Source organism: Paraburkholderia tuberum STM678, from assembly GCF_902833905.1.
In the GTDB taxonomy this organism is placed as follows: domain Bacteria; phylum Pseudomonadota; class Gammaproteobacteria; order Burkholderiales; family Burkholderiaceae; genus Paraburkholderia; species Paraburkholderia tuberum.
Map to the genome: position 1 here is coordinate 24,428 of NZ_CADFGP010000050.1, position 25,940 is coordinate 50,367.

The following is a 25,940-nucleotide window of genomic DNA, read 5'->3' on the forward strand; positions in this document are numbered from 1 at the left end:
CTGGACCCCGGGTCGGGTCAGATGCGGGGCCAGGCGCAGAGCCGCGCGCTGGAGGGCTTGGGTTACCCGTTCCGTGCCATCGTGACACTGATGGCCGCGCTCGCGCTGGCCGTTATCTGGCTGGTGTTGCCTGTCCCCCAGGGCGGCTTCCTTCGACCAACGGAAGTCCCTGTGGGACGGGGCGCCGGACAGGGTCTCGCATGGACGCTCACTGTCCCCATCGTCCTGTCCTGGCTGGTACTGATCTGGCTGCGCACCCGTCAGCTCTCACGCGCGCGCGAACAGAACGTACACGTACTGACTGCACTCGGCGCCGCTACGTCGAATATCCCGGTCAACCTGCGCACCCGCATGCCTCTCGTGCTCGTGACCGGCGACGCCCTGGGGAACCTGTTCGACCGGATTGCCGGAGAGCGGCGTCTCGCACACGTTGGCGACGGCGCAATATGGCTACGGGCCGACCGGCTGCAGGATCTGCCCCGCCTTGCGGTGGCCGTGAAGCAGTGGCGCGATGGGCGCGCACCCGATGGTGTCGTGCTGTCGGTTGCGCCGGCATTGCACGCGGGTGAAGACGTCCTGACGCAGAATCTGCGCGTCGCGCGGCAGTCCGTCGCTGACGCCTCGCGCATGCTCGGCGTGCGCCTGCCAGGCTTTGTTGCCGTTTACCAGCGGCTCACCAATGCGCCGGCCACACTCGCGATGCCACAGTGGTATGGCGTGTCATCGGCTACGCGCCTGGCTAACGCAAGCCGTTTTGAAGCCGTGGTCCAGGTGGCCGAAACTGAAGTTGAGCGGGCCGGAGGCGACCGTGCCGTGGCGGCACGCGCGGCAAGCCTGGCTTCGATCGTCGGCTGGACCCAGCGCGTCGTGATCGGCGTGCTAAGCGACCGCCGGCAGCCGGCCACGCCGTGGGCACTGTTCGGCGCGGGCTGGATCGATTGCGGGCCGGCGAGCGGTCCGGGCAGGCCCTGGGAGCGCGACGTCGAAATGCAGACCCGGGTCGTGCCGCCTGCACTGCCGGCGTCCCCGCTGCCGTGGCCGCTGCCCCAGCCGTTGATCGAGGCCATGCCGCGGCGGTTGTGGATGTCGCCGCGCCTGGCGGCTCTCGCCCACGCCGTTGCTCTGGTTGCCTGCGCGATCGCGGTGGCGTTTTGGGGCGCCGCCAGGAACAATCAGGCGCTGATCACCCGTATCGGCGCGGATCTCGGAAGATATTCGATGATTCCTGCTGCACACGACGCCGCGAAGCGCGATGCGCTGCAGGCTCTCGTGGCCGATCGCGACCAGCTCGACCGCTATTCACGCACAGGGGTGCCGCTCGGACTTTCCTTCGGCATGTACCGCGGTGCGCAGTTGATGCCGGCGCTCAACCAGGCGATCGCAGCCTACCAGCCGCCGCCGCCTCCACCTGCGGTGGTCACGCTTGACAGCATGTCGCTGTTCGACAGCGGCCGCGCGCAACTGAAGCCCGGCTCGACGCGCGCGATGGTCGGCTCGCTTGAAATGATCAGGTCGCATCCGGACAAACGGATTCTCGTGGCCGGTTATACCGACAACGTTGGCAGTCCGGACAGCAACCTGACGCTGTCGGTCGCACGCGCGGGCGCGGTGCGCGACTGGCTCATCGAGGTGTCGGGCATTGCCGCCACGCAGTTCGCGATCCAGGGCTACGGCGATACGCGGCCGATCGCGAGCAACGATACGCAGGAGGGGCGAGCCAGGAACCGGCGCGTCGAAATCACGCTGGTGCCGGACGCCCCAAAAGAAATCCCGTCGGAGGATTCGAGCAGATAGCAGGACCTTTTTTAGCCTTCGAAGCGAACGCTTCGGGTTTCAGAGGCTCGGGGGCTGGCTCCGGGCGATTGTCGTAGTACCAGAAAAGGGAGTGAAAGATGGCAATTCCGGCTTACATGTGGGTCAAGGACGACGGTGGTGCGGACATCAAGGGTTCGGTGACGGTCCAGGGTCGCGAAGGCAGCGTCGAGCTCGTCGCGTTCGACCATGGCGTGAACATCCCGACCGACGGCAACACGGGCAAGCTGACCGGTACGCGCGTGCACAAGCCGATCAAGCTGACCAAGGAAACCGATGCGTCGACGCCGTACCTGTACAAGGCGGTGACGAGCGGTCAGACGCTGAAGTCGGTCGAGATCAAGTGGTACAAGATCGACGACGCGGGCAAGGAGAAAGAGTACTTCAACACCAGGCTCGACAATGTGAAGATCGTGGCGGTCAACCCGAAGATGCTCGATATCAAGAATCCGGACTACGAGAAGCACAACCACATTGAAGAGGTCGAGTTGCGCTACGAGACGATCACGTGGTCGTACAAGGACGGCAACATCATCCACAAGGATACCTGGAACGAGCGTTCCTGATCCTGGCCACAAGCCATGTTGTGCCGGAACCGGTACTGCACCCCGCAGCCGGTTCCTTGTTTGCCAGCCCCGTACGTGGGCTGGCACTTTTTTGATACGGGTAGAGCGGCGTTTCTGCCCCGTTCCGTGATACGGCATTGATATGACACTGCGCGACTCTACCCACCTGCTTCGCCGGCTCAACCCGCACTGCGCGAGAGCGCTCGAGGCCGCTGCGAGCCTCTGCCAGACGCGCCTTGCGGACGAGATCACCGTCGAGCACTGGCTGCTCAAGCTTATCGAGGCGGACGACGGCGACATTCCCGCGATCCTGTGCCACTACGGAATCGACATCAATGCCGTCTGGGACGCGCTGATCGCGGCGATCGATCACCTGCCCCGCAACCTGCGCGGCAAACCCGCCCTTTCCCTGCAGCTGGCGACCGTGCTGCAGGATGCCTGGAACTGGGCATCATCGCAGGAGGCCGACCAGCCCATCCGTTCTGGTCATCTGTTGCAGGCGATTGTTGACGCGCCGCACGTGCTGCGTGCGCAAAACGCGTGGCCGCTGCTGTCGGTCAGTAGCGCGCAGATCCAGCGCCTGATCCCGCGACTCGGCCACCAGTCCTGCGAAAACCAGCCCGACGAAGCAGAACCGGCGGCGCCAACGACAGCGCCAGCATCCGGAGTCGACGCAAGCCAACCGCCGTCGGCCACGAGTGCGCCCACGAAACATGCGCCGCCGCGCTCGACCGACGGCGAGGCACTTGCCCGGTTCGCCATCGACCTGACCGACAAGGCCCGTCGCGGCGAGATTGACCCCGTGTTCGGGCGCGAACGCGAAATCCAGCAGATGGTCGACGTGCTCGCGCGGCGACGCAAGAACAATCCGATCCTCGTCGGCGAGCCGGGTGTTGGCAAGACCGCGCTGGTCGAAGGCCTCGCGCTACGCGTCGCTGAAGGCAGCGTGCCCAATGTGATCCGCGACGTACGCATTCTGACGCTCGACCTGGGCCTGCTGCAGGCAGGCGCCGGTGTGAAGGGCGAATTCGAGCAGCGCCTGAAGAACGTGATCGATGAGGTGCAGGCTTCGCCCGTGCCAATCCTGCTCTTCATCGACGAAGCCCACACGCTGATCGGCGCGGGCAACGCCGCCGGCGGCGCCGACGCGGCGAACCTGCTGAAACCCGCGCTCGCGCGTGGTGAACTGCGCACGATCGCGGCCACCACCTGGTCGGAATACAAGGAATATTTTGAGCGCGACGCGGCACTCGAGCGGCGCTTCCAGATCATCAAGGTCGACGAGCCCGATGACGAAGCAGCGTGTCTGATGCTGCGGGGGCTCGCGAGCCGCTACGCGAAACACCATAACGTGCATATCCGCGACGAAGCGCTCGTCGCGGCCGTGAAACTCTCGCGCCGCTATATCCCGGCCCGGCAGTTGCCCGACAAGGCGGTCGACCTGATCGACACGGCCGCGGCGCGCGTGCGCATGGGGCTGGAATCGCCCCCGTCCGAGCTGCAGCGTGCCCGCGCAGCAGTCGCCGCGATCGAAATTGAACGCTCGACGCTCGACGCGGACGAACGGGCCGGCGCTAGCAATGTCACTGCGGACGTCACGCCGCGACGTGATGCGCTCATTGCTGCTCTTGCTGATGCGAACAGTGAACTGATGGCTTTGCAGGCGCGCTACGAGCATGAGTTGGGGCTTGTCCAGGCGTTGCATGTACAGCGGGACACGAAAGATTCAAAACCGGATGCCGGAGCGCTTGCGAGCGCGAAGCGGACACTGGCCGATGCACAGGGCAGGACAGCGCTGGTTTTTGCGGACGTTGATGCGCAGGCGATCGCACGCGTAGTCGCTGAGTGGACCGGCGTGCCGGTCGGCGAACTTGTCGAGGACGAACTCAGGAGCCTGCTGACGATCGAGGACAGTCTCGCGAAGCGGGTCGTCGCACAGGACGATGCGCTGGCCGCGCTCGCGGAGAGCCTGCGCACCGCCAAGGCGGGGCTGAAGAGCGAGCGCACGCCGCTCGGCGTGTTCCTGCTGGCTGGTCCCTCGGGCGTCGGCAAGACCGAGACAGCGCTTGCGCTTGCCGATGTGCTATTCGGCGGTGAGGCGGCGCTCACGACCATCAACATGTCGGAGTACCAGGAAGCACACACGGTGTCGCAACTGAAAGGCTCGCCGCCTGGCTACGTCGGCTATGGCCGCGGCGGCATCCTGACCGAAGCGGTGCGGCAACGCCCGTACAGCGTCGTGCTGCTCGATGAGATCGAGAAGGCTCATCGCGATGTGCTCGATATCTTTTATCAGGTGTTCGATCGCGGCATGATGCGCGACGGCGAAGGCCGCGAAATCGACTTCCGCAACTGCGTGATCCTGATGACCTCCAACCTCGGCAGCGCGCAGATCGACGAGGCGACAGCGGAGAACCCGGCCATCTCGCAGGCCGAACTGCTCGAGGCGATCCATCCGCAGCTCGTTGCGCACTTCCAGCCCGCGCTGCTCGCGCGCTTCCAGACGCTGGCGTATCGCCCTCTGGACGCAGGTGCGCTCGCTTCGATCGTGCGGCTCAAGCTCGCGAAAATCGCCGACCGTCTGCGCAGGCAGCACGACGTCGCATTGACCGCCGATGACGCCCTGACCGATTCACTCGCGCAGCGTTGCCTCGCGCGTGAATCGGGTGCGCGCAACGTCGATGCGTTCCTCAACCAGCGGATCCTGCCCGCCTTGTCGCGCGAACTGCTCACGCGGATGGCGAACGGCGCGGCGCCGGCGGAAATCCGGCTGTCGAGTTCGCCTGAAGGGAATCTCACGATCGACTTTCTAGATCGTGGTGACGCATTTGCGGCAGCCGTTGCGCATGTGAGCGACGCGGTGCCGGCCGGCGCCAGCGCCTGACGGAGCAGACGATGGCAGGCCCCTCGCTCTACGACATGCTCCTTGGCCAGATCGGCGGTGAGTCGCTCGACGCCTATGACGACAGAACGCTGGAAATCATGAGCGTGCAACAGAATGTGCGGCGCATCCTCAACACGCGCGCGGGCGCGCTCAAGCATCTGCCCGATTATGGTCTGCCGGACCTCACGAACATCTACAAGGCGCTGCCCGCTTCGTCCCACCTGCTCAGGCAGCAGATGGAGGCAACGCTCTTGAAGTACGAACCCCGGATCCGTGCGATCGACGTCGAGATCATCGACAATCAGGACCCCGGCGTGCTCGTGAGCTTCGAGATGACGTGCCACATGAAGAAGGCCGGCCTGGTGCGGTTCGGCACGTACTTCGAGCCGCCGGGACGCATGCGACTTGAGCGGAAGACTGAAGCAAAGTAGCCCTTCGATGAGTGAAGAACCCGATAGCCAGAAACCTTTGCGGTGCGCAAAAAAAGTTCGTCGCGGATTTTTGCTGCAAGTCGAATGCGCTTTTCTCCGGGCGTAGCCCAAGCCCTCCTAGTTTTCGCCTGCTTCGATGCAGACTTCGTTGCGCGTCCCCGAAGGGGCTCCCGCCCCTGCTTTCGCATGCTGAAACGTCAGTCCGATATTCCGCATTATGAGAGACGCGTGACACTCTTTATTTTTCACTGGACTCGATACCCGTCTCCGAAATTTACTTGACATCTAAACTATCAAAACCTAAATTAATCTCACCGCAGAGTTCATTTTGGGGAACCAGCATGCGCATAGTCTGTATCGGCGGCGGTCCGGCCGGTTTGTACTTCGGTCTGTTGATGAAACAACGCAACCCCGGCCATGAAGTCATGGTAATCGAGCGCAACCGCGCCTACGACACCTTCGGCTGGGGCGTCGTGTTCTCCGACCAGACGCTCGGCAATCTGCGCGCCGCCGACGCCCCGAGCGCCGAGGCGATTCTCGACGCGTTCAATCACTGGGACGACATCGAGATTCACTTTCGCGGCCGCAGCGTGCGCTCATCGGGCCACGGTTTTTGCGGCATCGGTCGCAAACGTCTGCTGAATATCCTGCAAGCGCGCTGCGAAGAACTCGGCGTGAAGCTCGTGTTCGAAACCCAGGTCGTGGACGACAGCGCGTACGACGCGGACCTGATCATCGCGAGCGACGGCCTGAACAGCCTCGTGCGCCAGAAATACGCGGATACCTACCAGCCGGACATCGACGTGCGCGACTGCCGCTTCGTGTGGCTCGGCACGAAGAAGCTGTTCGACGCGTTCACGTTCGCGTTCGAGCAAACCGAATTCGGCTGGTTCCAGGCGCACGCCTACCGCTTCGACGATCAAACCTCGACGTTCATCGTCGAAACACCGGAACGCGTGTGGCGCGCCGCCGGTCTCGACGAAATGAGCAAGGAAGACAGCATCGCGTTCTGCGAGAAGCTGTTCGCGAAGTACCTCGACGGCAACGCGCTGATGTCGAACGCGGCGCATCTGCGCGGCTCGTCGCAATGGATCCGTTTTCCGCGCGTCGTCAACAAGGAATGGGTGCATTGGCGCAGCAACGCGAACGGCACACGAACGCCGATCGTGCTGATGGGCGACGCCGCGCACACCGCGCACTTCTCGATCGGCTCGGGCACCAAGCTCGCGCTCGAAGACGCGATCGAACTCGCGAACAGCATCAGCGCGCACCCGGGTTCGCGCCTGGACGATCTGGCCGCCGCATTGAAGCACTACACCGAAGTACGCAGCGTCGACGTGCTGCGCATCCAGAACGCCGCGCGCAATTCGACCGAATGGTTCGAGCACGTCGATCGTTATACGTCGTTCGAGCCGGAACAGTTCGCGTATTCGTTGCTCACGCGCTCGCAGCGCATCTCGCACGAAAACCTGCGCGAGCGCGATGCGCAGTATCTGTCCGGTTTCGAGGACTGGCTCGCGAAGCGCGCGGGTGTCGAGCGCGCCGCGAACAGGCATTCGATTCCGCCGATGTTCACCCCCTTGAAGGTGCGCGGCGTCAAGCTGAAAAATCGCGTGATGGTGTCGCCGATGGCGCAGTACTCGGCGGTAAACGGCGTGGCCGGCGACTATCACCTGATGCATCTCGGCGCGCGCGCGATGGGCGGCGCCGCGCTCGTGATGACCGAGATGACCTGCGTGTCGCCCGAAGCGCGTATCACGCCCGGATGCCCGGGCATGTACGCGCCCGAGCATCTGGTCGCGTGGAAACGCATCGTCGATCTGGTCCATCTGCAATCGGATGCGAAGATCGGCATCCAGCTCGGCCACTCGGGCGCGAAAGGTTCGACGCGCGTCGCGTGGGAAGGCATCGATCAGCCGCTCGACGAAGGCAACTGGCCACTCGTTTCGGCGTCGCCGCAGCAGTATCTGCGCGGTATCAGCCAGCATTCGCGCGAAGCCACACATGACGAACTGCGCGCCATCGAGCAGCAGTTCGTCGAGGCGACGCGCATGTCGATCGAAGCGGGTTTCGACTGGCTCGAACTGCACTGCGCGCATGGCTATTTCCTGTCGAGCTTCCTGTCGCCGCTCACGAATCACCGTTCCGACACATACGGCGGTCCGCTCGAAAACCGTCTGCGTTATCCGCTGCAGGTATTCAGCGCGATCCGCGCGGTGTGGCCGCAAGACAAGCCAATCTCGGTGCGGATTTCGGCGCACGACTGGGTCGATGGCGGCAACACGCCCGACGACGCCGTCAAGATCGCGCAAGCGTTCAAGGCGGCCGGCGCGGACATGATCGACGTGTCGTCGGGCCAGGTCAGCAAGGAAGAAAAGCCCGTGTTTGGCCGCATGTTCCAGACGCCGTTCGCCGATCGCGTGCGCAACGAAGCCGGCATCGCGACGATCGCGGTCGGTGCGATTTCGGAAGCGGACCACGTGAACAGCATCATCGCGGCGGGTCGCGCCGATCTGTGCGCGATCGCGCGTCCGCATCTCGCGAATCCGTCGTGGACGTTGAACGAAGCGGCAAAGATCGGCTATCTCGACGTCGCGTGGCCGAAACCCTATACCGCCGCGAAAATGCAGCTCGAACGCAACCTCGAACGCGAGCGTGCGCAGGCCATCGCCAACGCCGGCCTCACGGCGCAACAACGCGCGCAACGCGCCGAAGGAACCGTGTGAACACCTCGGACACTCCTCTCGCCGGACAACACGCGGTCGTCACCGGCGGCGGCAGCGGCATCGGCGCGGCCATCGCGCAGGCGCTGCTGCGCGCCGGCGCGCGCGTCACGCTGATGGGCCGCAACGCGCAACGCCTCGACACGCAGCGCGAGCAATGCGCGGCGCTCGGCGACGTCGCGTGTATCAGCGTGGACGTCACGCAAGAAGATTCGGTGGCGCGCGCATTCGAGCAGGCGGGCGCCGTCGATATCCTCGTGAACAACGCGGGCCAGGCGCAGGCCGCGCCGTTCACGCACACCGATATCGCGCTGTGGCAACGCATGCTCGACGTGAATCTGACTGGCGTGTTTCTCGGCACGCGCGCCGTCCTGCCCGGCATGCTCGAGCGTGGCTATGGCCGCATCGTCAACGTCGCGAGCACCGCGGGGCAAATCGGTTATGCGTACGTCGCCGCGTATTGCGCCGCGAAGCACGGCGTGATCGGTCTCACGCGCTCGCTCGCGCTCGAAACCGCGACGCGCGGGATCACGGTCAACGCAGTGTGCCCCGGCTACACCGAAACCGAGCTGCTGCATGCCTCGCTCGAACAGATCACGAGCAAGACCTCGCGCACCGAAGCACAGGCGCGCGAAACGCTGCTGCGCTCGAATCCGCAGCGCCGCTTCGTGAATCCGGAGCAGGTCGCGAACGCGGTGTTGTGGCTGTGCCGCCCCGGCTCGGATGCGATCACGGGGCAATCCATTTCCATTTCGGGTGGAGAAGTGATGTGAGCAAATCAACGAATGCAAAAAAGACGGCGGCGGCATCGGATGCGAAGCTGTCGCGCAAAGGCGTGGCTCAACCCGCGGAGAACGTCGTGGACCTCGAAATGAGCACCGGAGCGGACAGCCACATGGGCCTGCGTTTGTGGCTGCGCATGCTGACCACCACCAACCTCGTCCAGGCCGAATTGCGCAAACGTCTGCGCACCGAATTCGACACCACGCTGCCGCGATTCGATCTGATGGCGCAGCTCGAACGACATCCCGATGGCCTGAAGATGACCGAGCTATCGCGCCGTTTGATGGTGACGGGCGGCAACGTCACTGGCATCACCGATCAGCTCGAAAAAGAAGGGCTCGTCACGCGCGACACCGATCCAAACGACCGCCGCTCGATCAGCGTGTGCCTGACGCCCGCTGGCCGCAAGGCGTTCGACAAAATGGCCGTCGCGCACGAGCAATGGGTCGTCGAACTGTTCGGCGGCCTGAGCCTCGACGAAAAGATGAAGACGCATCAGGACCTCGGCAAGCTCAAGCAGCATCTGCTCGACAGCCTGAGAGGCTGACTTCGCACTGGAGGAATACATGACACGATCCAACGCCGATGCACTGTTGTCCGGCAACCGCCTGACCCTGGCAGGCTACGAGGCGAAGCATGTCGGCTGGTCGGTGACCGACAAGGTCGCGACGATCACGCTGAACCGTCCCGAGCGCAAGAACCCGCTGACCTTCGAATCGTATGCGGAGCTGCGCAACCTGTTCCGCGATCTCGCATACGCGACCGACGTGAAAGCCGTCGTGCTGCACGGCGCGGGCGAAAACTTCTGCTCGGGCGGCGACGTGCACGACATCATCGCCCCGCTGATCGATCTGCCGATGCCCGAGTTGTTGATGTTCACGCGTATGACCGGCGACCTCGTCAAGGCAATGCGCCATTGCCCGCAGCCGATCGTCGCAGCCGTCGACGGCGTCTGCGCGGGCGCCGGCGCGATCCTCGCGATGGCTTCCGATCTGCGCCTCGGCACCGCGCGCAGCAAGCTCGCGTTCCTGTTTACGCGCGTCGGCCTCGCCGGCTGCGACATGGGCGCGTGCGCGATGCTGCCGCGCATCATCGGCCAGGGACGCGCCGCCGAACTGCTGTTCACCGGCCGCTCGGCAAGCGGCGACGAAGCTCACGCCTGGGGCTTTTACAACCGCCTGTGCGACCCGGCCGCGCTCATCGAAGAAACACAGAAGCTCGCCGCCGATCTCGCGGCCGGCCCGAGCTTCGCGCACGGCATGACGAAGAAGATGCTGCACCAGGAATGGAGTATGAGCATCGACGAAGCGATCGAATCCGAAGCGCAGGCGCAGGCGATCTGCATGGGCACGCGCGATTTCGAGCGCGCGTACAACGCGTTCGCGGCGAAGACGCGTCCGGTGTTCGAAGGAGACTGAGTTGAGCGCTGATCATCAGAACATCCCGATCGATTTGCACAGCCCGCTCGCGTGGCCGTTTTTCGAGCCGCGTCATCGCGAACTCGCGGCAGGCATCGACGCATGGTGCCGCGCGCATCTTACGCATGACGAACATGGCGACACCGATGCGACCTGCCGTGTGCTGGTACGCGAACTCGGTCACGCCGGCTGGCTGAAATACGGCGTCGGCGGTGTCGCCTATGGCGGCCACGGCGACACGATCGACACGCGCGCCGTATGCCTGCTGCGCGAAACGCTCGCGCGCTATTCGGGCCTCGCCGATTTCGCCCTGGCGATGCAAGGCCTCGGCTCGGGCGCGATCTCGCTCGCGGGCACGCATGAGCAGAAATCGCGTTATCTGCCGCGCGTCGCGAGCGGCACGGCGATCGCCGCGTTCGCGCTGTCGGAGCCGCAAGCGGGCTCGGACGTCGCCGCGATGGCGCTCGCGGCTCGCGAAGAGGGTGAGCAATACGTGCTCGACGGCGAAAAGACGTGGATTTCGAACGGCGGCATCGCGGACTTCTACGTGGTGTTCGCGCGCACTGGCGAAGCGCCGGGCGCGCGCGGCATCAGCGCGTTCATCGTGGATGCGCAGACGCCGGGCCTCGACATCGCCGAGCGCATCGACGTAATCGCGCCGCATCCGCTCGCGCGCCTGCGCTTCACGAACGCGCGCGTGCCGAAGAGCCAGATGCTAGGTGCGCCAGGCGAAGGTTTCAAGATCGCCATGCGCACGCTCGATATTTTCCGCACGTCGGTGGCGGCCGCATCGCTTGGCTTTGCCCGTCATGCGATGGCCGAGGGCCTCGCGCGCGCGGCGTCGCGCAAGATGTTCGGCCAGACGCTCGGCGACTTCCAGTTGACCCAGGCGAAGCTCGCGCAGATGGCGTTGACGATCGACAGCAGCGCGCTGCTCGTCTATCGCGCCGCGTGGCTGCGCGACCAGGGCGAAAGCGTCACGCGCGAAGCCGCGATGGCGAAGTGGCACGCGAGCGAAGGCGCGCAGCAGGTGATCGACGCGGCAGTGCAGCTTTACGGCGGCATGGGTGTGCAAAGCGGCAGCGCGGTCGAGATGCTGTACCGCGAGATCCGCGCGCTGCGCATCTACGAAGGCGCGACCGAGGTGCAGCAGTTGATCGTCGGCCGCGATCTGTTGAGGGCGCATGCCGCCGCGAACGGGAATGCGCAATGAGCACTTCGTTCGAGCGGCCCATACGCATCCGCTTTTCGCACTGCGATCCCGCGGGCATCGTGTTCTTTCCGCAGTACCTCGTGATGACCAACGTGCTCGTCGAAGACTGGTTCAACGAGGGCTTGCGCATCGACTACGCGCACATGATCGCGCGGCGCCGCATCGGACTGCCGATCGTCAAGCTCGACTGCGAGTTCTCGCGGCCGAGCCAGATGGGCGAAACGATCCTGCTCACGCTCAAGGTCCGAACCATCGGCCGCAGTTCGATCGGCATCGAGATTCACGGCCATTGCAACGGCGAGACGCGTTTCCGCTCTAAACAGGTGCTCGTGTTCATATCGTTCGACAGCGGCAAATCCATCGATATTCCCGGCGATGTCGCGAGCGCGCTCGCGGCGTACGCTCCATCGGCCCCCTCCATCGAGGCGCATCGCTCATGAAACAGGCTCTCCTTCCCGCCGGCTGGGTCAAGCCGCGCGGCTATGCGAACGGCGTCGCTGCGAGCGGCACGCAGGTGTTCATCGCCGGCCAGATCGGCTGGGACGAACAGGCGCAGTTCCAGTCCGATGACTTCGCGCAGCAGTCCGAGCAGGCGCTGAAGAATCTGCTCGCCGTGCTGCGCGAAGCGGGCGGCAAGCCCGAACACCTCGTGCGCCTCACGTGGTACGTGACCGACAAGCGCGAGTATCTCGCATCGCTGAAGGACATCGGCCGCGCGTTTCGCGAGCTGATCGGCGACTACGACATCGCGATGAGCGCGGTGCAGGTCGTCGCGCTGATGGAAGACCGCGCGAAGGTCGAGATCGAAGCCACCGCGGTGATTCCGTACTGAACGTCGTACAGGTACCGAACGCACAGGCAAGCCCTTCACACCGAACGAAGCGCATTTTCCGGCTCAACGCCTCGGGAGACCATGATGGAACCGTCAGCACACGTCGATACTTTCGCGCGCGACAATCTTCCGCCGCAGGATCAATGGCCCGTCTTGCTGCTCGACAATCCGGACGTCGCCTATCCGCCGAGGCTGAACTGCGCGACCGAACTGCTGGAGCGGACCATCGAGGCGGGGCATCGCGACCGGCCGGCGATCTGGTCCGACGTGGACGGCAAGCCGCAAGCCACCACGTACGGCGAACTGCTCGCGCGGGTCAACCGCAGCGCGCATGTGCTCGTCGATGAAATGGGCTTGCGCCCCGGCAACCGTGTGCTGCTGCGCGGACCGAACACATTGCAGATGGCCGTCGCCACACTCGCGGCGCTGAAGGCCGGGCTCGTCGTCGTGCCGACCATGCCGCTGCTGCGCGCGAAGGAGCTCAAGCAGATCATCGAGAAGGCGCAGGTCAGCGCCGCGCTTTGCGACGCGCGCCTGAGCGCGGAACTCGAGCGCTGCACGAATCCGCGGGACGAGTTCTACTGCGCGGTGCTGAAACAGACCCGCCGCTTTCACGACGACTCCGCCGATTCGCTCGACACGCTCGCCGTCAACAAGCCCGAATACTTCACCGCCAGCGACACCGCCGCGGACGACATTTGCCTGATCGCGTTCACGAGCGGCACGACCGGTGCGCCGAAAGGCTGCATGCATTTCCATCGCGACATGATCGCGATGTGCGACCTGTTCCCGCGTCATGTGCTGAAGCCTTGCGCGAACGACATCTTCTGCGGCACACCGCCGCTCGCGTTCACGTTCGGGCTCGGCGGGCTGCTGTGCTTTCCGCTGCGCGTCGGTGCCTCGACGGTGTTGGTCGAAAAGTTGACGCCGCAGACCTTGCTCGAGGTGGTCGAACGATTTCATGCGACCGTGATGTTCACCGCGCCGACGTTCTATCGGCAGATGGCGCCGCTCGTCGCGCAACATGACCTTTCGTCGCTGCAGAAGACCGTGTCGGCCGGCGAGGCGCTGCCCGATTCGACGCGGCGCCAGTGGCGCGAGGCGACCGGCATCGACATGATCGACGGTATCGGCGGCACCGAGCTGATCCACATCTTCGTTTCGTCGCAAGGCGCGGAAATCCGGCCGAACGCGATCGGCCGCGCGGTGCCGGGCTACGTCGTGCAAGCCGTCGACGACGACATGCAACCCGTGCCGCCCGGCACGATCGGCAAACTCGCGGTGCGCGGCCCCACCGGCTGCCGCTATCTGGCCGACGAACGGCAGTCGCGCTTCGTGCGCGACGGCTGGAACCTGCCGGGCGATTCGGTCTATCTCGACGCGGACGGCTACGTGTTCTACCAGGCGCGCGCCGACGACATGATCGTGTCGGCCGGCTACAACATCTCCGGTCCTGAGGTGGAAAGCGTGCTGATGCAGCACGAGGCGGTGGCCGAATGCGGCGTGATCGGCGTGCCCGACGAAACGCGTGGGCAAATCGTGCGAGCCTTCGTCGTGGTGAACCCGGGCTACGCCGCCGACGATAAACTGGTCGCGCAGCTGCAGGATTTCGTTAAGAATAACGTCGCGCCGTATAAATATCCCCGCGTCATTACGTTCGTCGGCGCGCTGCCGCGCACCGAAACCGGCAAGCTCAAACGTTTCGAGTTGCGCATGATGACGTAACCCCTATCTTTCGTGAGACTGGAGGCAGACTGCATGGCCGGCTCTTTCATCGAAGTCGTCGCCCACGATGGCGGCCGTTTCAACGCATACGTCGCGCGGCCCGCGCAGGGCTCGGGCCCAGGGCTCGTGCTGCTGCAGGAAATCTTCGGCGTCAACGACACGATGAAAGCGAGCGCCGATCGCTACGCCGAAGAAGGCTACGTCGTGCTCGTGCCCGATCTGTTCTGGCGCATCAAGCCGAGCATTGCGCTTGGCTACGGCGACGCCGACATGAAAGAGGCGCTCGGCTATCTGGGTCAGTTCGACGCCGAAGTCGCGGTCAAGGACATCGCCGCCACCGTCGCCGCGTTGCGCGAACTGCCCGAGCAGGCCGGCAAGGTGGGCGTGGTCGGCTACTGCCTCGGCAGCAAGCTCGCGTTTCTGAGCGCGGCGCGCACCGACGTCGATTGCGCGGTCAGCTATTACGGCGTGGGCCTCGAAGCGCATCTCGACGAAGTATCGGCAATCAACTGCCCGATGGTGTTCCACTTCCCTGAAAACGACGCGCACTGCCCACCCGAAACGCGCGAGCGCATCAGCGCCGCGCTGCGCACGCGAGCGCAAATCGAGCAATACGTGTACCCCGGCTGCGATCACGCGTTCGCCGCGCCGCAGCGCAAACAGTACGACAAGCCCGCCGCGATGATGGCGTACTCGCGCACGCTCGCGCTGCTGCGCAAGGTGCTCGGTCCGGTCTACGATCTGAACGCGCTGTGGGAAGCGCACTGCTATCACGAGTTCGCGACACGCGACGTCGACGCGGTGATGCCGACGATGGTCGCCGAGCCCTACGTCAATCACGTGCCGACGATGACAGGCGGCGTCGGGCATGACAATCTGAAGCGCTTTTACACGCATCACTTCGTCAACTCGAATCCGCCCGACACGAAGCTGATTCCGATTTCGCGCACGATCGGTTCGGATCGCGTCGTCGATGAATTCATTTTCAGCTGCACGCATAGCTGCGAAATCGACTGGCTGCTGCCGGGCGTCGCGCCGACCGGCAAGTACTTCGAGGTGCCGATGCTCGCCGTGGTGTGCTTCCGCGGCGACAAGCTTTATAACGAGCATATCTATTGGGATCAGGCTTCGGTGCTCGTGCAGGTGGGGCTGCTCGATCCGGAGGGCTTGCCGGTGGCGGGGATTGAAAGTGCGAGGAAGTTGCTCGATGAGACGTTGCCGTCGAATGGGTTGATGGGGGGTAAGTCGAAGGTTTAAGGAAGTGGTGCTGCCGTCGCTGTGCATCATCCGAATGACTCGCGCCGGCAGCGCGTATTAATCGCGGCATGCAAGACCGAAAAACTCATCATCCAATCGACGAAAATCTGGCGATCATGCGGTCATAGAATGACGGCGGCAGCTTTATAAACGACGCGTCGTCGCCGCCGCGGGAAAATGAAACGCCTTCGTCGTCCACCCAAATCAATTCAGGAACCGGTGTGCTGAAGGTTCTGCGCACTAGCAGTTTGCCTGACGCGGCGTCGTAGACCTGACCGAGATAAGCCGGGTCGTTGCCGCCTCTCCATTGGAGCAGGCATCGCTCTGCAGTGTAGCGGCCGTTTTTTGACGTGCTTTTGATGCATTCGCTCGCACTCCTGTGATCGGTGTGCGTCGCGACGAGAAGCACGGCAAACGCGACTGTGAGCACTACAGCGCCCCATCCGATCGATCGCCCCGGTTTCATAAATACACCTTGATCGGTGGGTCGATTCGAACAATCTTTCGATCCGAATAGATCAAGAAGTCACCTCCTCGCTGGTGTTTTATTGCCCACTCTCTAAAGTCCTTATTGTGAAGCGGGTAGTACACGTTGCCCCTGACCTTCGGGTTCCCCAGTGCAACGGGATAGGAAAAATACAATCGCGGTTCGTTCAGATATGACATCGCGCCGTTGTACGCCAGAACGATCACTCCGTTTTTGCTCCAATGGCCAAGATATTGCGACGCCTCGCCAGGCTTGTCGGTGAAGTCGTAACTATCCTTAATATAAACGTAGATACCTGAGATTTCTGCGACCCTGGTATGGCCTTCCTTCCCGCTCGAAGCCGCCACCGCGCGCGGCTTCGCGCAGCGCCGCCGCCCAGGATTTCGTAGTTGGACGCTAAATGTGCGGGTGCTAGACTCGAAAACCCATCGTCGGTGATCGACCGAATCCGCGTAAAGGGGCGTCCGCATGACCCATTCCCTCCACGGCAAGCAACGCTGGCTCGCGCTAATCGTGCTCTGCCTCGGCGTACTGATGATCGTGCTCGACACGACCATCGTGAACGTCGCGCTGCCGTCCATCGCAGCCGATCTCGGCTTTAGCGAAACTTCGCTCGTGTGGGTCGTCAACGCCTACATGCTGACGTTCGGCGGCTGCCTGCTGCTCGGCGGACGGCTTGGCGATCTGTACGGACACCGCAAGCTGTTTCTCAGCGGCATTACGCTCTTCACGCTCGCCTCGCTCGCCTGCGGCCTCGCGAATTCGCAGGTGCTGCTGGTCGCCGCGCGCGCCGTGCAGGGCCTGGGCGGTGCGATCGTCTCGGCGGTATCGTTGTCGCTGATCATGAATCTGTTCACCGAAGCCGGCGAACGCGCGAAGGCGATGGGCGTGTATGGCTTTGTCTGCGCGGGCGGCGGCAGCATCGGCGTGCTGCTCGGCGGACTGCTCACCAACCTGCTGAGCTGGCACTGGATCTTCCTGGTCAATCTGCCGATCGGCATTGCGGTGTACGCGCTGTGCCTCGCGCTACTGCCCGCCGCGCGCGGCCACGCGCACGGCGAACGGCTCGACGTGGCCGGGGCGCTCAGCGTGACCGCATCGCTGATGCTGGCGGTCTATGCGATCGTCAACGGCAACGAAGCGGGCTGGACTTCGGCGCAAACGCTCGGCCTGCTGTTCGTCGGGCTCGCGCTGCTTGCCGTGTTCCTCGCAATCGAGGCGAGAATCGAACACCCGTTGATGCCGCTCGCTCTGCTGCGTTTGCGCAATGTCGCGACCGCAAACCTGGTCGGCGTGTTGTGGGCGGCGGCGATGTTCGCGTGGTTCTTTATTTCGGCGCTGTATCTGCAGCGCGTGCTCGGCTATCGGCCATTGCAGGTGGGACTCGCGTTTCTGCCCGCGAACCTGATCATGGGACTCTTTTCGCTGGGATTGTCGGCGCGCGTGGTGATGCGCTTCGGGCTGCGTCGTCCGCTCGCGGCCGGCCTGCTGATCGCGGCATGCGGGCTTGCGCTGTTCGCGCGCGCGCCCGTCGACGGCAGCTTCGTACCCGACGTGTTGCCCGGCATGTTGCTGCTCGGCTTTGGCGCGGGCATCGCGTTCAATCCGCTGCTGCTCGCCGCGATGAGCGACGTCGATCCCGCCGATTCGGGCCTCGCGTCGGGCATCGTCAATACATCGTTCATGATGGGCGGGGCGCTCGGGCTTGCGGTGCTCGCGAGTCTTGCCGCCGCGCGTAGCGAGGCGATGCGGGCGTCGTCGAGTGCGGCGGCTGCGCTGAACAGCGGGTATCACGTCGCGTTTCTGTTTGGGGCGGTTTTTGCGGCGGCGGCCGGCGTGCTGGGTGGGCTGTTGCTGAGGCCGGGGCAGGCGGGTGGCGCCGCGGGCGTGCATGGTGACGCGGCGGAATCGTCTCGGCCCTCCGCCGCGGCTGCAAAACCGCAAGCGCGATCAAATGCGTGAGTTCGCCGCTGACTATGCTGGCTTCATGCTGACATGAGAGCCGAGATGAACCCGGTTGGAAAAGCGCTCTGGTATATCGAAAGCCACTTCGCCGGCGAGTTGACGCTCGACGACATCGCCCGCTGTGGCTGCGTATCGCGCTTTCACCTCGCGCGCGCGTTCGAAGCGGCCACCGGGATGCCGGTGATGCGCTACGTTCGCGCACGGCGTTTGAGCGAGGCCGCGCGACGTCTGGCCGATGGTGCGCCCGACATCCTCGCGGTCGCTCTCGACGCCGGCTACGGCTCTCACGAAGCATTCACGCGCGCGTTTCGCGAACAGTTCGGGCTCACGCCCGACGCGCTGCGCGCGCGGGGTCATCTCGACAACCTGACCATCGTGGAGCCGATCAAAATGGACGAAACCCTTCTCACCCGTCTGGACCCGCCGCGCTTCGAAGACGCGCGACCGTTTCTCGTCGCTGGACTGAGCGAGCGCTATACGTGCGACAGCAGCAAGGCGATCCCATCCCAATGGCAGCGCTTTGGCGCCTGGTACGGCAGGGTGCCGGGACAGGTCGGCAAGGTGGCTTATGGCGTTGGCTATAACGCCGATGAACTGGGTAACTTCGACTACATGTGCGGCGTCGAAGTCAGCGACTTTTCCGCATTGCCGCCAGAGTTGAGTCGTGTGCGCATCGCCGCGCAACGGTATGCGGTGTTCACTCATCGCGAGCACATCTCAGGCATTCGTCGCACGATGAATACGATCTGGAATCAGTGGTTGCCCGCGTCAGGGCACGTGCCTGCCGATGCGCCGCATTTCGAACGGTATGGCGAGCAGTTCGACCCGGTGACGGGGATGGGTGGAGTCGAAGTCTGGTTGCCGCTGAAAAGTTGATGGTCGATTCGGCGGATGGCCGTTGTGGATGGCCGTTGTGGCCGGCCATCCGCCTGATCGTTCACGGAGTGGCATGTCTGCTGTCATGCAATGCATGCACATCGTCGTATTCCCGCGAAATGTCCTTATTCGTGTAATCGCCCAATCGCATGGCGGCGGCCACGCTAATCACCGCGCACGCGAAGACATACCACGCCACCGCAAATCCCGAATGGAAGTAAGCATAAAGCGCCGTCGCAATCAACGGTGCCGGACCGCCAGCGATGACGGAAGCCAACTGATAGCCCATCGACGCACCGCTGTAGCGCAAGCGCCCCGTGAACGATTCGGCGATCAACGCGGCTTGGGGACCATACATCATCGCATGCGGCACCAGCGAAAGTACGATGGCCGCGAAGATCCATATCGGGTTATGGGTTCCAACCATGAAAAAGTACAGGAAGCCGAATAGACCGACAGCAGCGGCACCGAACACATACATGCGTCGACGTCCGATCAGATCAGACACGTGACCAAACAGCGGAATCGTGAAGAATTCCAGCACCGAAGCGGCCAGCACTGCCGTGAGCAACAGATCGCGTGTGACGCCCAGACTCATCACACCATAGGTGAATATAAAGGCCGTGAAAATATAGAACGGCGCCTGTTCCGCCATACGCGCAAGAGCCGACAGAAGAATGTCTTTCGGCTGCCGGCGCAATACTTCACGCATCGGCGCCTTTTCGATCCTGCGCTCAGCGAGCAGCTTCGCGAAGATAGGCGTCTCGAGGATACTCAAGCGGATATAAAGGCCGATCGCGACCAGCACGATACTGAGGAAAAACGGCACCCGCCAGCCCCAGGTGAGAAATGCGCTGCCGGAGATCTGACTGATGGCAAGCACCACCAGATTCGCGACGAACAATCCCGCCGGTACGCCGAACTGCGGCCAGGACGCGATGAAACCGCGATGCTTGTTGGTACGTGCCCACTCCATCGACATCAGCACCGAACCGCCCCACTCGCCTCCAACGCCCACACCTTGAATGAAGCGCAGCGCCGTGAGCAGGATTGCCCCCCAGATACCGATCGTCGCATAGGTTGGAACAAAGCCCACGGCGAACGTCGCGAGTCCCATCAGCAAGAGCGTCACGATTAACGTGGCTTTACGTCCGATGCGATCGCCATAGTGGCCGAAAATCGCCGCGCCCACCGGCCGCGCGATAAAGCCGACAGCGTAAATCAGAAAAGCTTGCAGTGTGCCGACGAGCGGGTCCGATTCAGGAAAGAACAGTTTCGCGAATACAAGACCCGTGACAATGCTGTACAGGAAGAAGTCATACCATTCGATTGTGGTACCAATCGTGCTGGCGATGACAGCACGGCGCAACTGGCGCCGAGCCTCCTCATCCGAGAGGGGCACCGCCCCTGATTGCGTGGCAGCCATTTGATATCTCCCCAAAATGGACGGGTGACGTCTTTTTTTGACATTTGAGGTATTGCGTGGTTCCAGCGAGGACGCGAGGTACCTGCAGCGAAAACAGAGACATTTCGAAATTGCATTTTTTGCCGAATTAGCAATCCGGCAACCCTCGCTCAATGCAATTGATACCGATGCCGAAATCGAATTGGACTTCGAACGAACCGCGGCTTCGGAGATGAGCTTTCGCGAAGAATGGGGAGCGACTTGCTTCGCGCTAGCAGGCATCTCACATGCTCATCACACCCATCCCAATCAGACCAACGGAATGTAGATATCCGTCTGCCACTGATCCAGCGGCGTCTCAGGATAGACGCTCAGGTAGTGGAAAAACAGCGGATGGTCCCGCAACTCTTCCCCACTCGAAGGCAACCAGTCGCGATAGACCGGGTACATCGTCTCGCCGATGTGGTCGGTCAATCCCGTGTGCCGAACCACCGCACACCGTCCACCGGGCATCACGAGTTCGCGCACGCCATAGAGATTCGGCGCGACCGGCTCGTCGATCTCTCCGCAGATATCGAAACGGAATTCATCCGCTGGCACGGTGTCTGGATTGCCGTGCGGGATGCCGAAGGTTCGGCTCGACGCCACCGGTGATTGTCCGCTTTGAATACGCCAATCGATGAACTTGCGCGCACTCTCGTTAACGAGTCCGAGCGAACCACAATGTTCGAGCGCGGCATCGAGAACCGGGCACGACGCCTGCGGCGCGAGGCGGCGGCCCGCGCGACGCAAGCGCATCAACTGCACGTAGCGTGCGACGGGCACGTCGACATACGCGACAAACTGTCGATGAAAATGGAACATCGAGAAGTTTGCGATGCGGCTTAGCGCGTCGACCGACAGATCGCCCTCGAGGTTTGCATCGATATAGGCGAGAACGGCTTCGAAGCGCTTTGTGTAGGCAGCGGCGGCGTCTGTGTGAGCTAACATGGTCTGGATCGTGCGAGTTTCGATATGGTCGCCGAGGTTGGACACATCTTACCTAGCGGGACTTGCTCGATCTTCAATTGGCTCGCTGCCGAGCCTGGAGAATTTACGTAAACTTATCTTCGTTCACCCGCGCTTCCTGAGATTGTCCGCCGATGCCCTCTTCGATCAGCAATTCGCTCCTGTGGATCTTCGACGCGTTCGAACGCGATCCGACGTATATGCGTCGGCGGATGTTTGGTAGCGACGCTGCGTATATCGATGGGCTATTGTGCCTGGTTGCCGTCGATCGCGATAAGCCGTGGAATGGGCTGCTCGTCTGTACGTCGCGGGAACGCCATGCTGCTCTGATTACCGATATGCCTGCGTTGCAGCCTCACCCGGTGCTTGGGAAATGGCTTTACGTGCCGCAGGAGGATCCTGCGTTTGAAGACACTGTCGAGCAGTTGACGGCACTCGTGCTGGAGCGGGACCCGCGAGTGGGTGTCGAGCCTAAGCCGAAAAAGCGACGCGGTAAGTCGGTGTTGCCGGAGGGTTGAAGCGCGGCAGTGCCGATTCGGTCTCTCTTCCTGTCCGAACGCGCGCTCATGCCGGGCAATCATCCAATCAGCCGCGAATCGCACCACCCCGTCATACTCTCGCCGGCGAACCCGGCAGGGATGTAGAAGGGCGTCGCTCAACGCGAATTCCGGCGCAGTGACGTGGACCACGCCGGACCCGCTCGGAAGCCGCGCGGAGGCAGCCGTCGGTGTCGCCAATGGCGTGATCTTCGAATGCAATCTCGATTACACGAATGGCACGATGTACGAGCTCGATTCTTCCAACGGAAAAGTCCTGTGGTCATTCAATAGCGGGGGTGCATGCAATGCCGGGCCGGCCATTGCGGACGGCGTGGTGTTCTGGGGCTCTGGCTCGACGAGTGGACCGGGGCCGCTGAAATTGTTCGCCTTCGGTCTGTAGGAAACGCCCGAGGCCCCGTCCGTTCGCGGCGGGGCCTTTGGCTCTTTGCTACGATGTGAGTCTGTTCCGAAGCCGGCGCATTTGGCGCGTAGCGCCCGCCGGCCGGCAGTCATCACCGAACTCACCGAGCACTAGACCTTGACGATCCACATCCGCCCCGCCACCGCTTCCGACGCCCCCCTGATCCTGCGCTTCATCACCGAACTCGCGATCTACGAAAAAGCCGAGCACGAAGTCGTCGCCGGCGTCGAAGACATCGAGAAGAGCCTGTTTTCCGAGGGCGCGCCCACGAAAGCGCTGATCTGCGAAATGAACGGCGAGCCAGTCGGTTTTTGCGTGTACTTCTTTTCGTATTCGACGTGGCTCGGCAAACAGGGGCTTTATCTGGAAGACCTGTACGTATCGCCCGCATCGCGTGGCAGCGGCGCGGGCAAACAGATGCTGCGCCATCTCGCGCAAATCGCCTGCGAAACGGGCTGCGGCCGATTCGAATGGAGCGTGCTCGACTGGAACGAGCCGGCCATCGGCTTCTACAAGTCGATCGGCGCGAATCCGCAAAGCGAATGGGTACGCTATCGTCTCGCCGGCGACGCGCTCAAAGCATTCGCCGAAGGCGAAACCGAACGGAGCACCTAAGCCCGGTCACTGCGCGGACGCCGCGACGGGCGCCACCTCGAATGCATCGCCCGTCGCGAAGAAGGTACCGCCGGCCACGTAATGGCATGTGCGCAGGTCGGGATCGTCGTTGTCGAGTTCGACGCCCGCGTGCGTGCCGACCGCGAGCGTTTGCGCAGCGAAACCGCGGCTCGGCAACTGCAGCCCGAACACGCCGCTCGCCTCGATCAGGCGACGCGTCAGCGTCCGGCTATCCACGACCACCACCACCTTCGGCGGATTGAAGTCGAGCGGCATGGCCCATGACGCGGCCATCACGTTCGATCGACCATCGTGTGCGCTCGTGATCAGCGTGACGGGTCCGTGATTGAGCAGTTGAGTCGCGCGCGACAATTCCACGGTTTCTCGGGTGGCGTTCATAGCATCGTGATGGCGTCGAAAGGATGACGCTGATTGTAGCGGGGCGGAAGAAATGCGATGCGGCGCAGGGCCGAGCGATACGAGAGCGATTCGAACCACGCGCGGATGGCGGCCGAATCGAACTGCCGGGCGGCGGCCCACAAGCCGCCACCCGACCGGACTTCAAACGAATTTCAAGGGACCCTCAATGCGGCGCCTTGCCGTTCGGCACCGCATTGAGCGGCTTGTGCTGCTCTTCGCCGAGTCCCGGGAAGAACGCGTTCCAGGCGGCGCGCACGCCCTGCGCCGCGGTGGCTTCGGCGCCGACCGACTCGGCCGCGCCGTCCGCGGCTTTCGAGGGATCGGCGCACAGGCCGCGCCAGTGCGTGAATACGAGCAACGGCTTTTCGGTCCACACGCCGTCGCCAAATTTCGCAAACGCCGTGTCCCCGCTCGCCAACTGCACTTCGTACCAGCCTTCGCGTACGGGCGTATGGATGGCAAGGTCAAACCACGGGGTCGGTTCGATTTCCTTCATGTCGTCTCCGGTCGGATAGATCGTCATCGATAACCACACTGAACGCATTGTTCGTGCCCATCGCCGGCGCCACACCCGCCGCGCGACGGGACGGGCAACCGCGGCACATGCGGGCAAACCAGCACATTGGACCTGCAAAGTCGCCGCGCATACGACACGATAGCGCGACATGGGCCAAGCGGACAGACGTAAAACTTACATGCCCGGAGTGGCGGGCGTACGGCGTGGCGGGGTGGGTTTTTTGCGGGACCGGACGACGGTTTTTCCGCCCCGTTTTGACGCGCGCTTCGCAGCCGGTCGCGCCTCGCCCTCCATCTCCCGCACCACCTCCGCCAGCGCTTTCACCGCGGGCCCCAAGCGCTCCGCCTCCGTATTGCCATACCCGATCACGAGCCCGTTCGTCTGCTCCGACGCCCCGATCGAAAACCCCGACAGCGCGCGCGGACTCAACCCCAACGCCTGCGCCCGCGCAGTGAGCGCGCGATCGTCGAGCGACGCCGGCAGCCGCAGCGTCAGATGCATGCCGCAATCGCCGCCAAGAATCGTCGCCGCCGGAAAATGCTCGGCCAGCGCGTCGCGCAGCGCCTGCTGCCGCTCGCGGTACAGCCGCCGCATCCGCCCGAGATGCCGCCCGAATTCGCCGCTTTCGATGAAATGCGCGAGCGCCAGTTGCTCCAGCCGATGCCCGCCGCGCAGCATCTCTTGCAGCGCAACAGCGGCGTGCGCGGCAATCGCGCGAGGCAGCACGACGAAGCCGATGCGCAGCGCCGGAAACATCGTCTTGCTGAACGAGCCGACGTACAGCACGGGCGCCGCGTCGACGAGGCCCTGCATGCTCGCGATCGGCTCGCCAGTGTGACGCACCTCGCCGTCGTAATCGTCCTCGATCAGCCACGCGCCGCAGCGCCGCGCCTCGGCAATCAGCGCAAGCCGCCGCGCCACCGACAGCACCGCGCCGGTCGGATACTGATGCGCGGGAGACGTGTAGATCAGTTTCGGTGGATGCGTGTGCCACGCGTCGGCCGGCACGGCCATGCCTTCGGCGTCGACGGGAATCGGCAGCGTGCGCAAGTCGCCCGCGTTGAAAGCGGCCTTCGCGCCGCGATAGCCGGGGTCCTCGATCCATGCGATATCGCCGGGATTGGTCAGCAGTCGCACGCACAGGTTCAGCGCCTCCTGCGCGCCCTCGGTGATCACGACCTGCGAGCCATCGCAGCGCACGCCGCGCGCCATCCGCAGATGCGCGGCGATCGCGTCGCGCAGCGCGGGCTCGCCGACCGGCATACCGTAGCCGAGCGCGCGCGGTAATGCGCGCTCCATCGCACGTTCGAGCGCGCGCCGCCACGCGGCAAGCGGGAAACGGTCCAGCGCGGGCGTGCCGGGGGTCAGCGCGTACCCGTTGTCGGCGTGCTTGTGCGACGCCGCGAACTGCTCGACGCGCGCCGCGTATACGACCTCCGGCGCGGCCGACGCCGCCGCCCGCTCGCCGCGCGCGGCGGGGCTCGACAGCGGGCTCACGCGCGTGCCCTGGCGATCGGCGATCACGTAGCCGACCGCGGCAAGATGCTCATATGCGATCACGACCGTGTTGCGCGACACGCCCATTTCGGCGGCGAGCAGCCGCGACGACGGTAGCAGCGACCCGGCCGGCAGACGACCGGCGAGAATCGCCTGCTGCAGACGTTCGATCAGCTGCTTTTGCAGCGGCGCGGGCCGCTTGGCCCCGCTGGCGCCGCTCGCGGCGAACGCGTCGTCCGCATGGACGAGCGGTCCGATGATTTCGATCATGGTGGCTGGACCTATCGAATAAGCATGTCGTGGATCTTTTGAACATACCACGTTTGCCGTATCGTTCCTGCATCGACACGCATCGGCATCCTCCGGCATCGCCCATTCATCGACAGGAGATGGTATGGACGCCTCCCTCCCGCGTCGGATAGGAGAGGCATTAGGAACGGCGGAGCCCTCGCTATACCCGACGGCATCAGAGTGCCAAAGTGGTGGTGTCAAAACGACCACTGAGGGTAAGGAGGGCTCGAAATGAAGACTACGACGTTTGGCGTG

The 25,940-nt window shown here is 63.7% G+C and carries 25 protein-coding genes; 18 read left to right on the forward strand and 7 right to left on the reverse strand.

The features are described 5' to 3' along the window. Window positions 1-90 precede the first annotated feature (90 nt). The 13 genes from HWY30_RS31565 (at window position 91) to HWY30_RS31625 (ending at window position 15,644) form a co-directional block, all read left to right on the forward strand. Window positions 91-1,794, forward strand: coding sequence for an OmpA family protein (locus tag HWY30_RS31565; protein WP_425199416.1), 1,704 nt, complete (start codon window positions 91-93; stop codon window positions 1,792-1,794). A gap of 98 nt (window positions 1,795-1,892) precedes the next feature. Continuing rightward, window positions 1,893-2,378 carry an Hcp family type VI secretion system effector gene (locus HWY30_RS31570; RefSeq protein WP_090807873.1) on the forward strand — a complete coding sequence of 162 codons (486 nt, stop codon included), beginning with the start codon at window positions 1,893-1,895 and terminating at the stop codon, window positions 2,376-2,378. Between the two features lie 142 nt (window positions 2,379-2,520). Next, on the forward strand, window positions 2,521-5,262 hold the full coding sequence (gene tssH / locus HWY30_RS31575) for a type VI secretion system ATPase TssH (RefSeq protein WP_090807876.1): 2,742 nt from the start codon (window positions 2,521-2,523) through the stop codon (window positions 5,260-5,262). 11 nt (window positions 5,263-5,273) lie between these two features. After that, a complete protein-coding gene (gene tssE / locus HWY30_RS31580; protein ID WP_090807878.1) occupies window positions 5,274-5,693 on the forward strand; it encodes a type VI secretion system baseplate subunit TssE in 420 nt (139 codons plus the stop codon). A 341-nt stretch (window positions 5,694-6,034) separates the two neighbouring features. Then, window positions 6,035-8,419, forward strand: a complete 2,385-nt coding sequence (locus HWY30_RS31585) for a bifunctional salicylyl-CoA 5-hydroxylase/oxidoreductase (RefSeq protein ID WP_090807880.1) — start codon at window positions 6,035-6,037, stop codon at window positions 8,417-8,419. Next, complete coding sequence (locus HWY30_RS31590; RefSeq protein ID WP_090807882.1) at window positions 8,416-9,189, forward strand: SDR family NAD(P)-dependent oxidoreductase; 774 nt, start codon at window positions 8,416-8,418, stop codon at window positions 9,187-9,189. The genes HWY30_RS31585 and HWY30_RS31590 overlap by 4 nt, the downstream gene beginning before the upstream one ends. Further along, complete coding sequence (locus tag HWY30_RS31595; protein WP_090807883.1) at window positions 9,186-9,746, forward strand: MarR family winged helix-turn-helix transcriptional regulator; 561 nt, start codon at window positions 9,186-9,188, stop codon at window positions 9,744-9,746. The genes HWY30_RS31590 and HWY30_RS31595 overlap by 4 nt, the downstream gene beginning before the upstream one ends. Before the next feature lie 19 nt (window positions 9,747-9,765). Then, window positions 9,766-10,617: an enoyl-CoA hydratase family protein gene (locus HWY30_RS31600; protein WP_090807885.1), complete on the forward strand. Its 852-nt coding sequence runs from the start codon at window positions 9,766-9,768 to the stop codon at window positions 10,615-10,617. 1 nt (window position 10,618) lies between these two features. Then, window positions 10,619-11,830: an acyl-CoA dehydrogenase family protein gene (locus HWY30_RS31605; protein WP_090807887.1), complete on the forward strand. Its 1,212-nt coding sequence runs from the start codon at window positions 10,619-10,621 to the stop codon at window positions 11,828-11,830. Next, a complete protein-coding gene (locus HWY30_RS31610; RefSeq protein ID WP_090807889.1) occupies window positions 11,827-12,270 on the forward strand; it encodes an acyl-CoA thioesterase in 444 nt (147 codons plus the stop codon). Before HWY30_RS31605 ends, HWY30_RS31610 begins: the two co-directional genes overlap by 4 nt. Next, window positions 12,267-12,662 (forward strand): RidA family protein, encoded by a 396-nt coding sequence (locus HWY30_RS31615; protein ID WP_090807891.1) that lies wholly within the window; start codon window positions 12,267-12,269, stop codon window positions 12,660-12,662. The genes HWY30_RS31610 and HWY30_RS31615 overlap by 4 nt, the downstream gene beginning before the upstream one ends. 84 nt (window positions 12,663-12,746) lie before the next feature. Continuing rightward, complete coding sequence (locus HWY30_RS31620) at window positions 12,747-14,387, forward strand: AMP-binding protein (RefSeq protein ID WP_090807892.1); 1,641 nt, start codon at window positions 12,747-12,749, stop codon at window positions 14,385-14,387. A gap of 33 nt (window positions 14,388-14,420) precedes the next feature. After that, complete coding sequence (locus HWY30_RS31625) at window positions 14,421-15,644, forward strand: dienelactone hydrolase family protein (protein WP_090807894.1); 1,224 nt, start codon at window positions 14,421-14,423, stop codon at window positions 15,642-15,644. An 88-nt stretch (window positions 15,645-15,732) separates the two neighbouring features. Here HWY30_RS31625 and HWY30_RS31630 read toward each other — a convergent pair whose 3' ends face one another. Together HWY30_RS31630 and HWY30_RS31635 are read right to left on the reverse strand one after the other, a co-directional pair. After that, window positions 15,733-16,110 carry a hypothetical protein gene (locus HWY30_RS31630; protein WP_090807896.1) on the reverse strand — a complete coding sequence of 126 codons (378 nt, stop codon included), beginning with the start codon at window positions 16,108-16,110 and terminating at the stop codon, window positions 15,733-15,735. Further along, on the reverse strand, window positions 16,107-16,601 hold the full coding sequence (locus HWY30_RS31635; RefSeq protein ID WP_143037231.1) for a DUF6402 family protein: 495 nt from the start codon (window positions 16,599-16,601) through the stop codon (window positions 16,107-16,109). Before HWY30_RS31635 ends, HWY30_RS31630 begins: the two co-directional genes overlap by 4 nt. Here HWY30_RS31635 and HWY30_RS31640 point away from each other — a divergent pair. Together HWY30_RS31640 and HWY30_RS31645 are read left to right on the forward strand one after the other, a co-directional pair. Next, a complete protein-coding gene (locus HWY30_RS31640; RefSeq protein ID WP_090807900.1) occupies window positions 16,600-18,093 on the forward strand; it encodes a DHA2 family efflux MFS transporter permease subunit in 1,494 nt (497 codons plus the stop codon). The genes HWY30_RS31635 and HWY30_RS31640 overlap by 2 nt on opposite strands. A 45-nt stretch (window positions 18,094-18,138) precedes the next feature. Beyond that, a complete protein-coding gene (locus HWY30_RS31645) occupies window positions 18,139-18,972 on the forward strand; it encodes an AraC family transcriptional regulator (protein WP_090807901.1) in 834 nt (277 codons plus the stop codon). Between the two features lie 61 nt (window positions 18,973-19,033). On the opposite strand, the gene HWY30_RS31650 is transcribed toward HWY30_RS31645, so the two are convergent. Together HWY30_RS31650 and HWY30_RS31655 are read right to left on the reverse strand one after the other, a co-directional pair. After that, window positions 19,034-20,398: an MFS transporter gene (locus HWY30_RS31650; protein WP_090807903.1), complete on the reverse strand. Its 1,365-nt coding sequence runs from the start codon at window positions 20,396-20,398 to the stop codon at window positions 19,034-19,036. A gap of 288 nt (window positions 20,399-20,686) precedes the next feature. Continuing rightward, window positions 20,687-21,367, reverse strand: a complete 681-nt coding sequence (locus HWY30_RS31655) for an AraC family transcriptional regulator (RefSeq protein WP_090810297.1) — start codon at window positions 21,365-21,367, stop codon at window positions 20,687-20,689. Between the two features lie 152 nt (window positions 21,368-21,519). Between HWY30_RS31655 and HWY30_RS31660 the strand changes: the two genes are divergently transcribed. The 3 genes from HWY30_RS31660 (at window position 21,520) to HWY30_RS31670 (ending at window position 22,960) form a co-directional block, all read left to right on the forward strand. Beyond that, window positions 21,520-21,903 (forward strand): hypothetical protein, encoded by a 384-nt coding sequence (locus tag HWY30_RS31660; protein ID WP_090807904.1) that lies wholly within the window; start codon window positions 21,520-21,522, stop codon window positions 21,901-21,903. Between the two features lie 157 nt (window positions 21,904-22,060). Beyond that, on the forward strand, window positions 22,061-22,324 hold the full coding sequence (locus HWY30_RS43130) for a PQQ-binding-like beta-propeller repeat protein (RefSeq protein ID WP_090807906.1): 264 nt from the start codon (window positions 22,061-22,063) through the stop codon (window positions 22,322-22,324). A gap of 138 nt (window positions 22,325-22,462) precedes the next feature. After that, the gene (locus HWY30_RS31670; RefSeq protein ID WP_090807908.1) at window positions 22,463-22,960 is read left to right on the forward strand and encodes a GNAT family N-acetyltransferase; all 498 of its coding nucleotides are present in this window, start codon (window positions 22,463-22,465) and stop codon (window positions 22,958-22,960) included. Window positions 22,961-22,966: 6 nt separating this feature from the next. Here the strand turns inward: HWY30_RS31670 and HWY30_RS31675 are convergent, their stop codons facing one another. From HWY30_RS31675 to pdxR, 3 genes are all read right to left on the reverse strand, one after another. Next, the gene (locus tag HWY30_RS31675) at window positions 22,967-23,359 is read right to left on the reverse strand and encodes a flavin reductase family protein (protein ID WP_090807910.1); all 393 of its coding nucleotides are present in this window, start codon (window positions 23,357-23,359) and stop codon (window positions 22,967-22,969) included. Window positions 23,360-23,543: 184 nt separating this feature from the next. After that, window positions 23,544-23,876, reverse strand: coding sequence for a hypothetical protein (locus HWY30_RS31680; RefSeq protein WP_090810299.1), 333 nt, complete (start codon window positions 23,874-23,876; stop codon window positions 23,544-23,546). A gap of 195 nt (window positions 23,877-24,071) precedes the next feature. Next, window positions 24,072-25,664 carry a MocR-like pyridoxine biosynthesis transcription factor PdxR gene (gene pdxR, locus HWY30_RS31685; RefSeq protein WP_090807912.1) on the reverse strand — a complete coding sequence of 531 codons (1,593 nt, stop codon included), beginning with the start codon at window positions 25,662-25,664 and terminating at the stop codon, window positions 24,072-24,074. Window positions 25,665-25,940 lie beyond the last annotated feature (276 nt).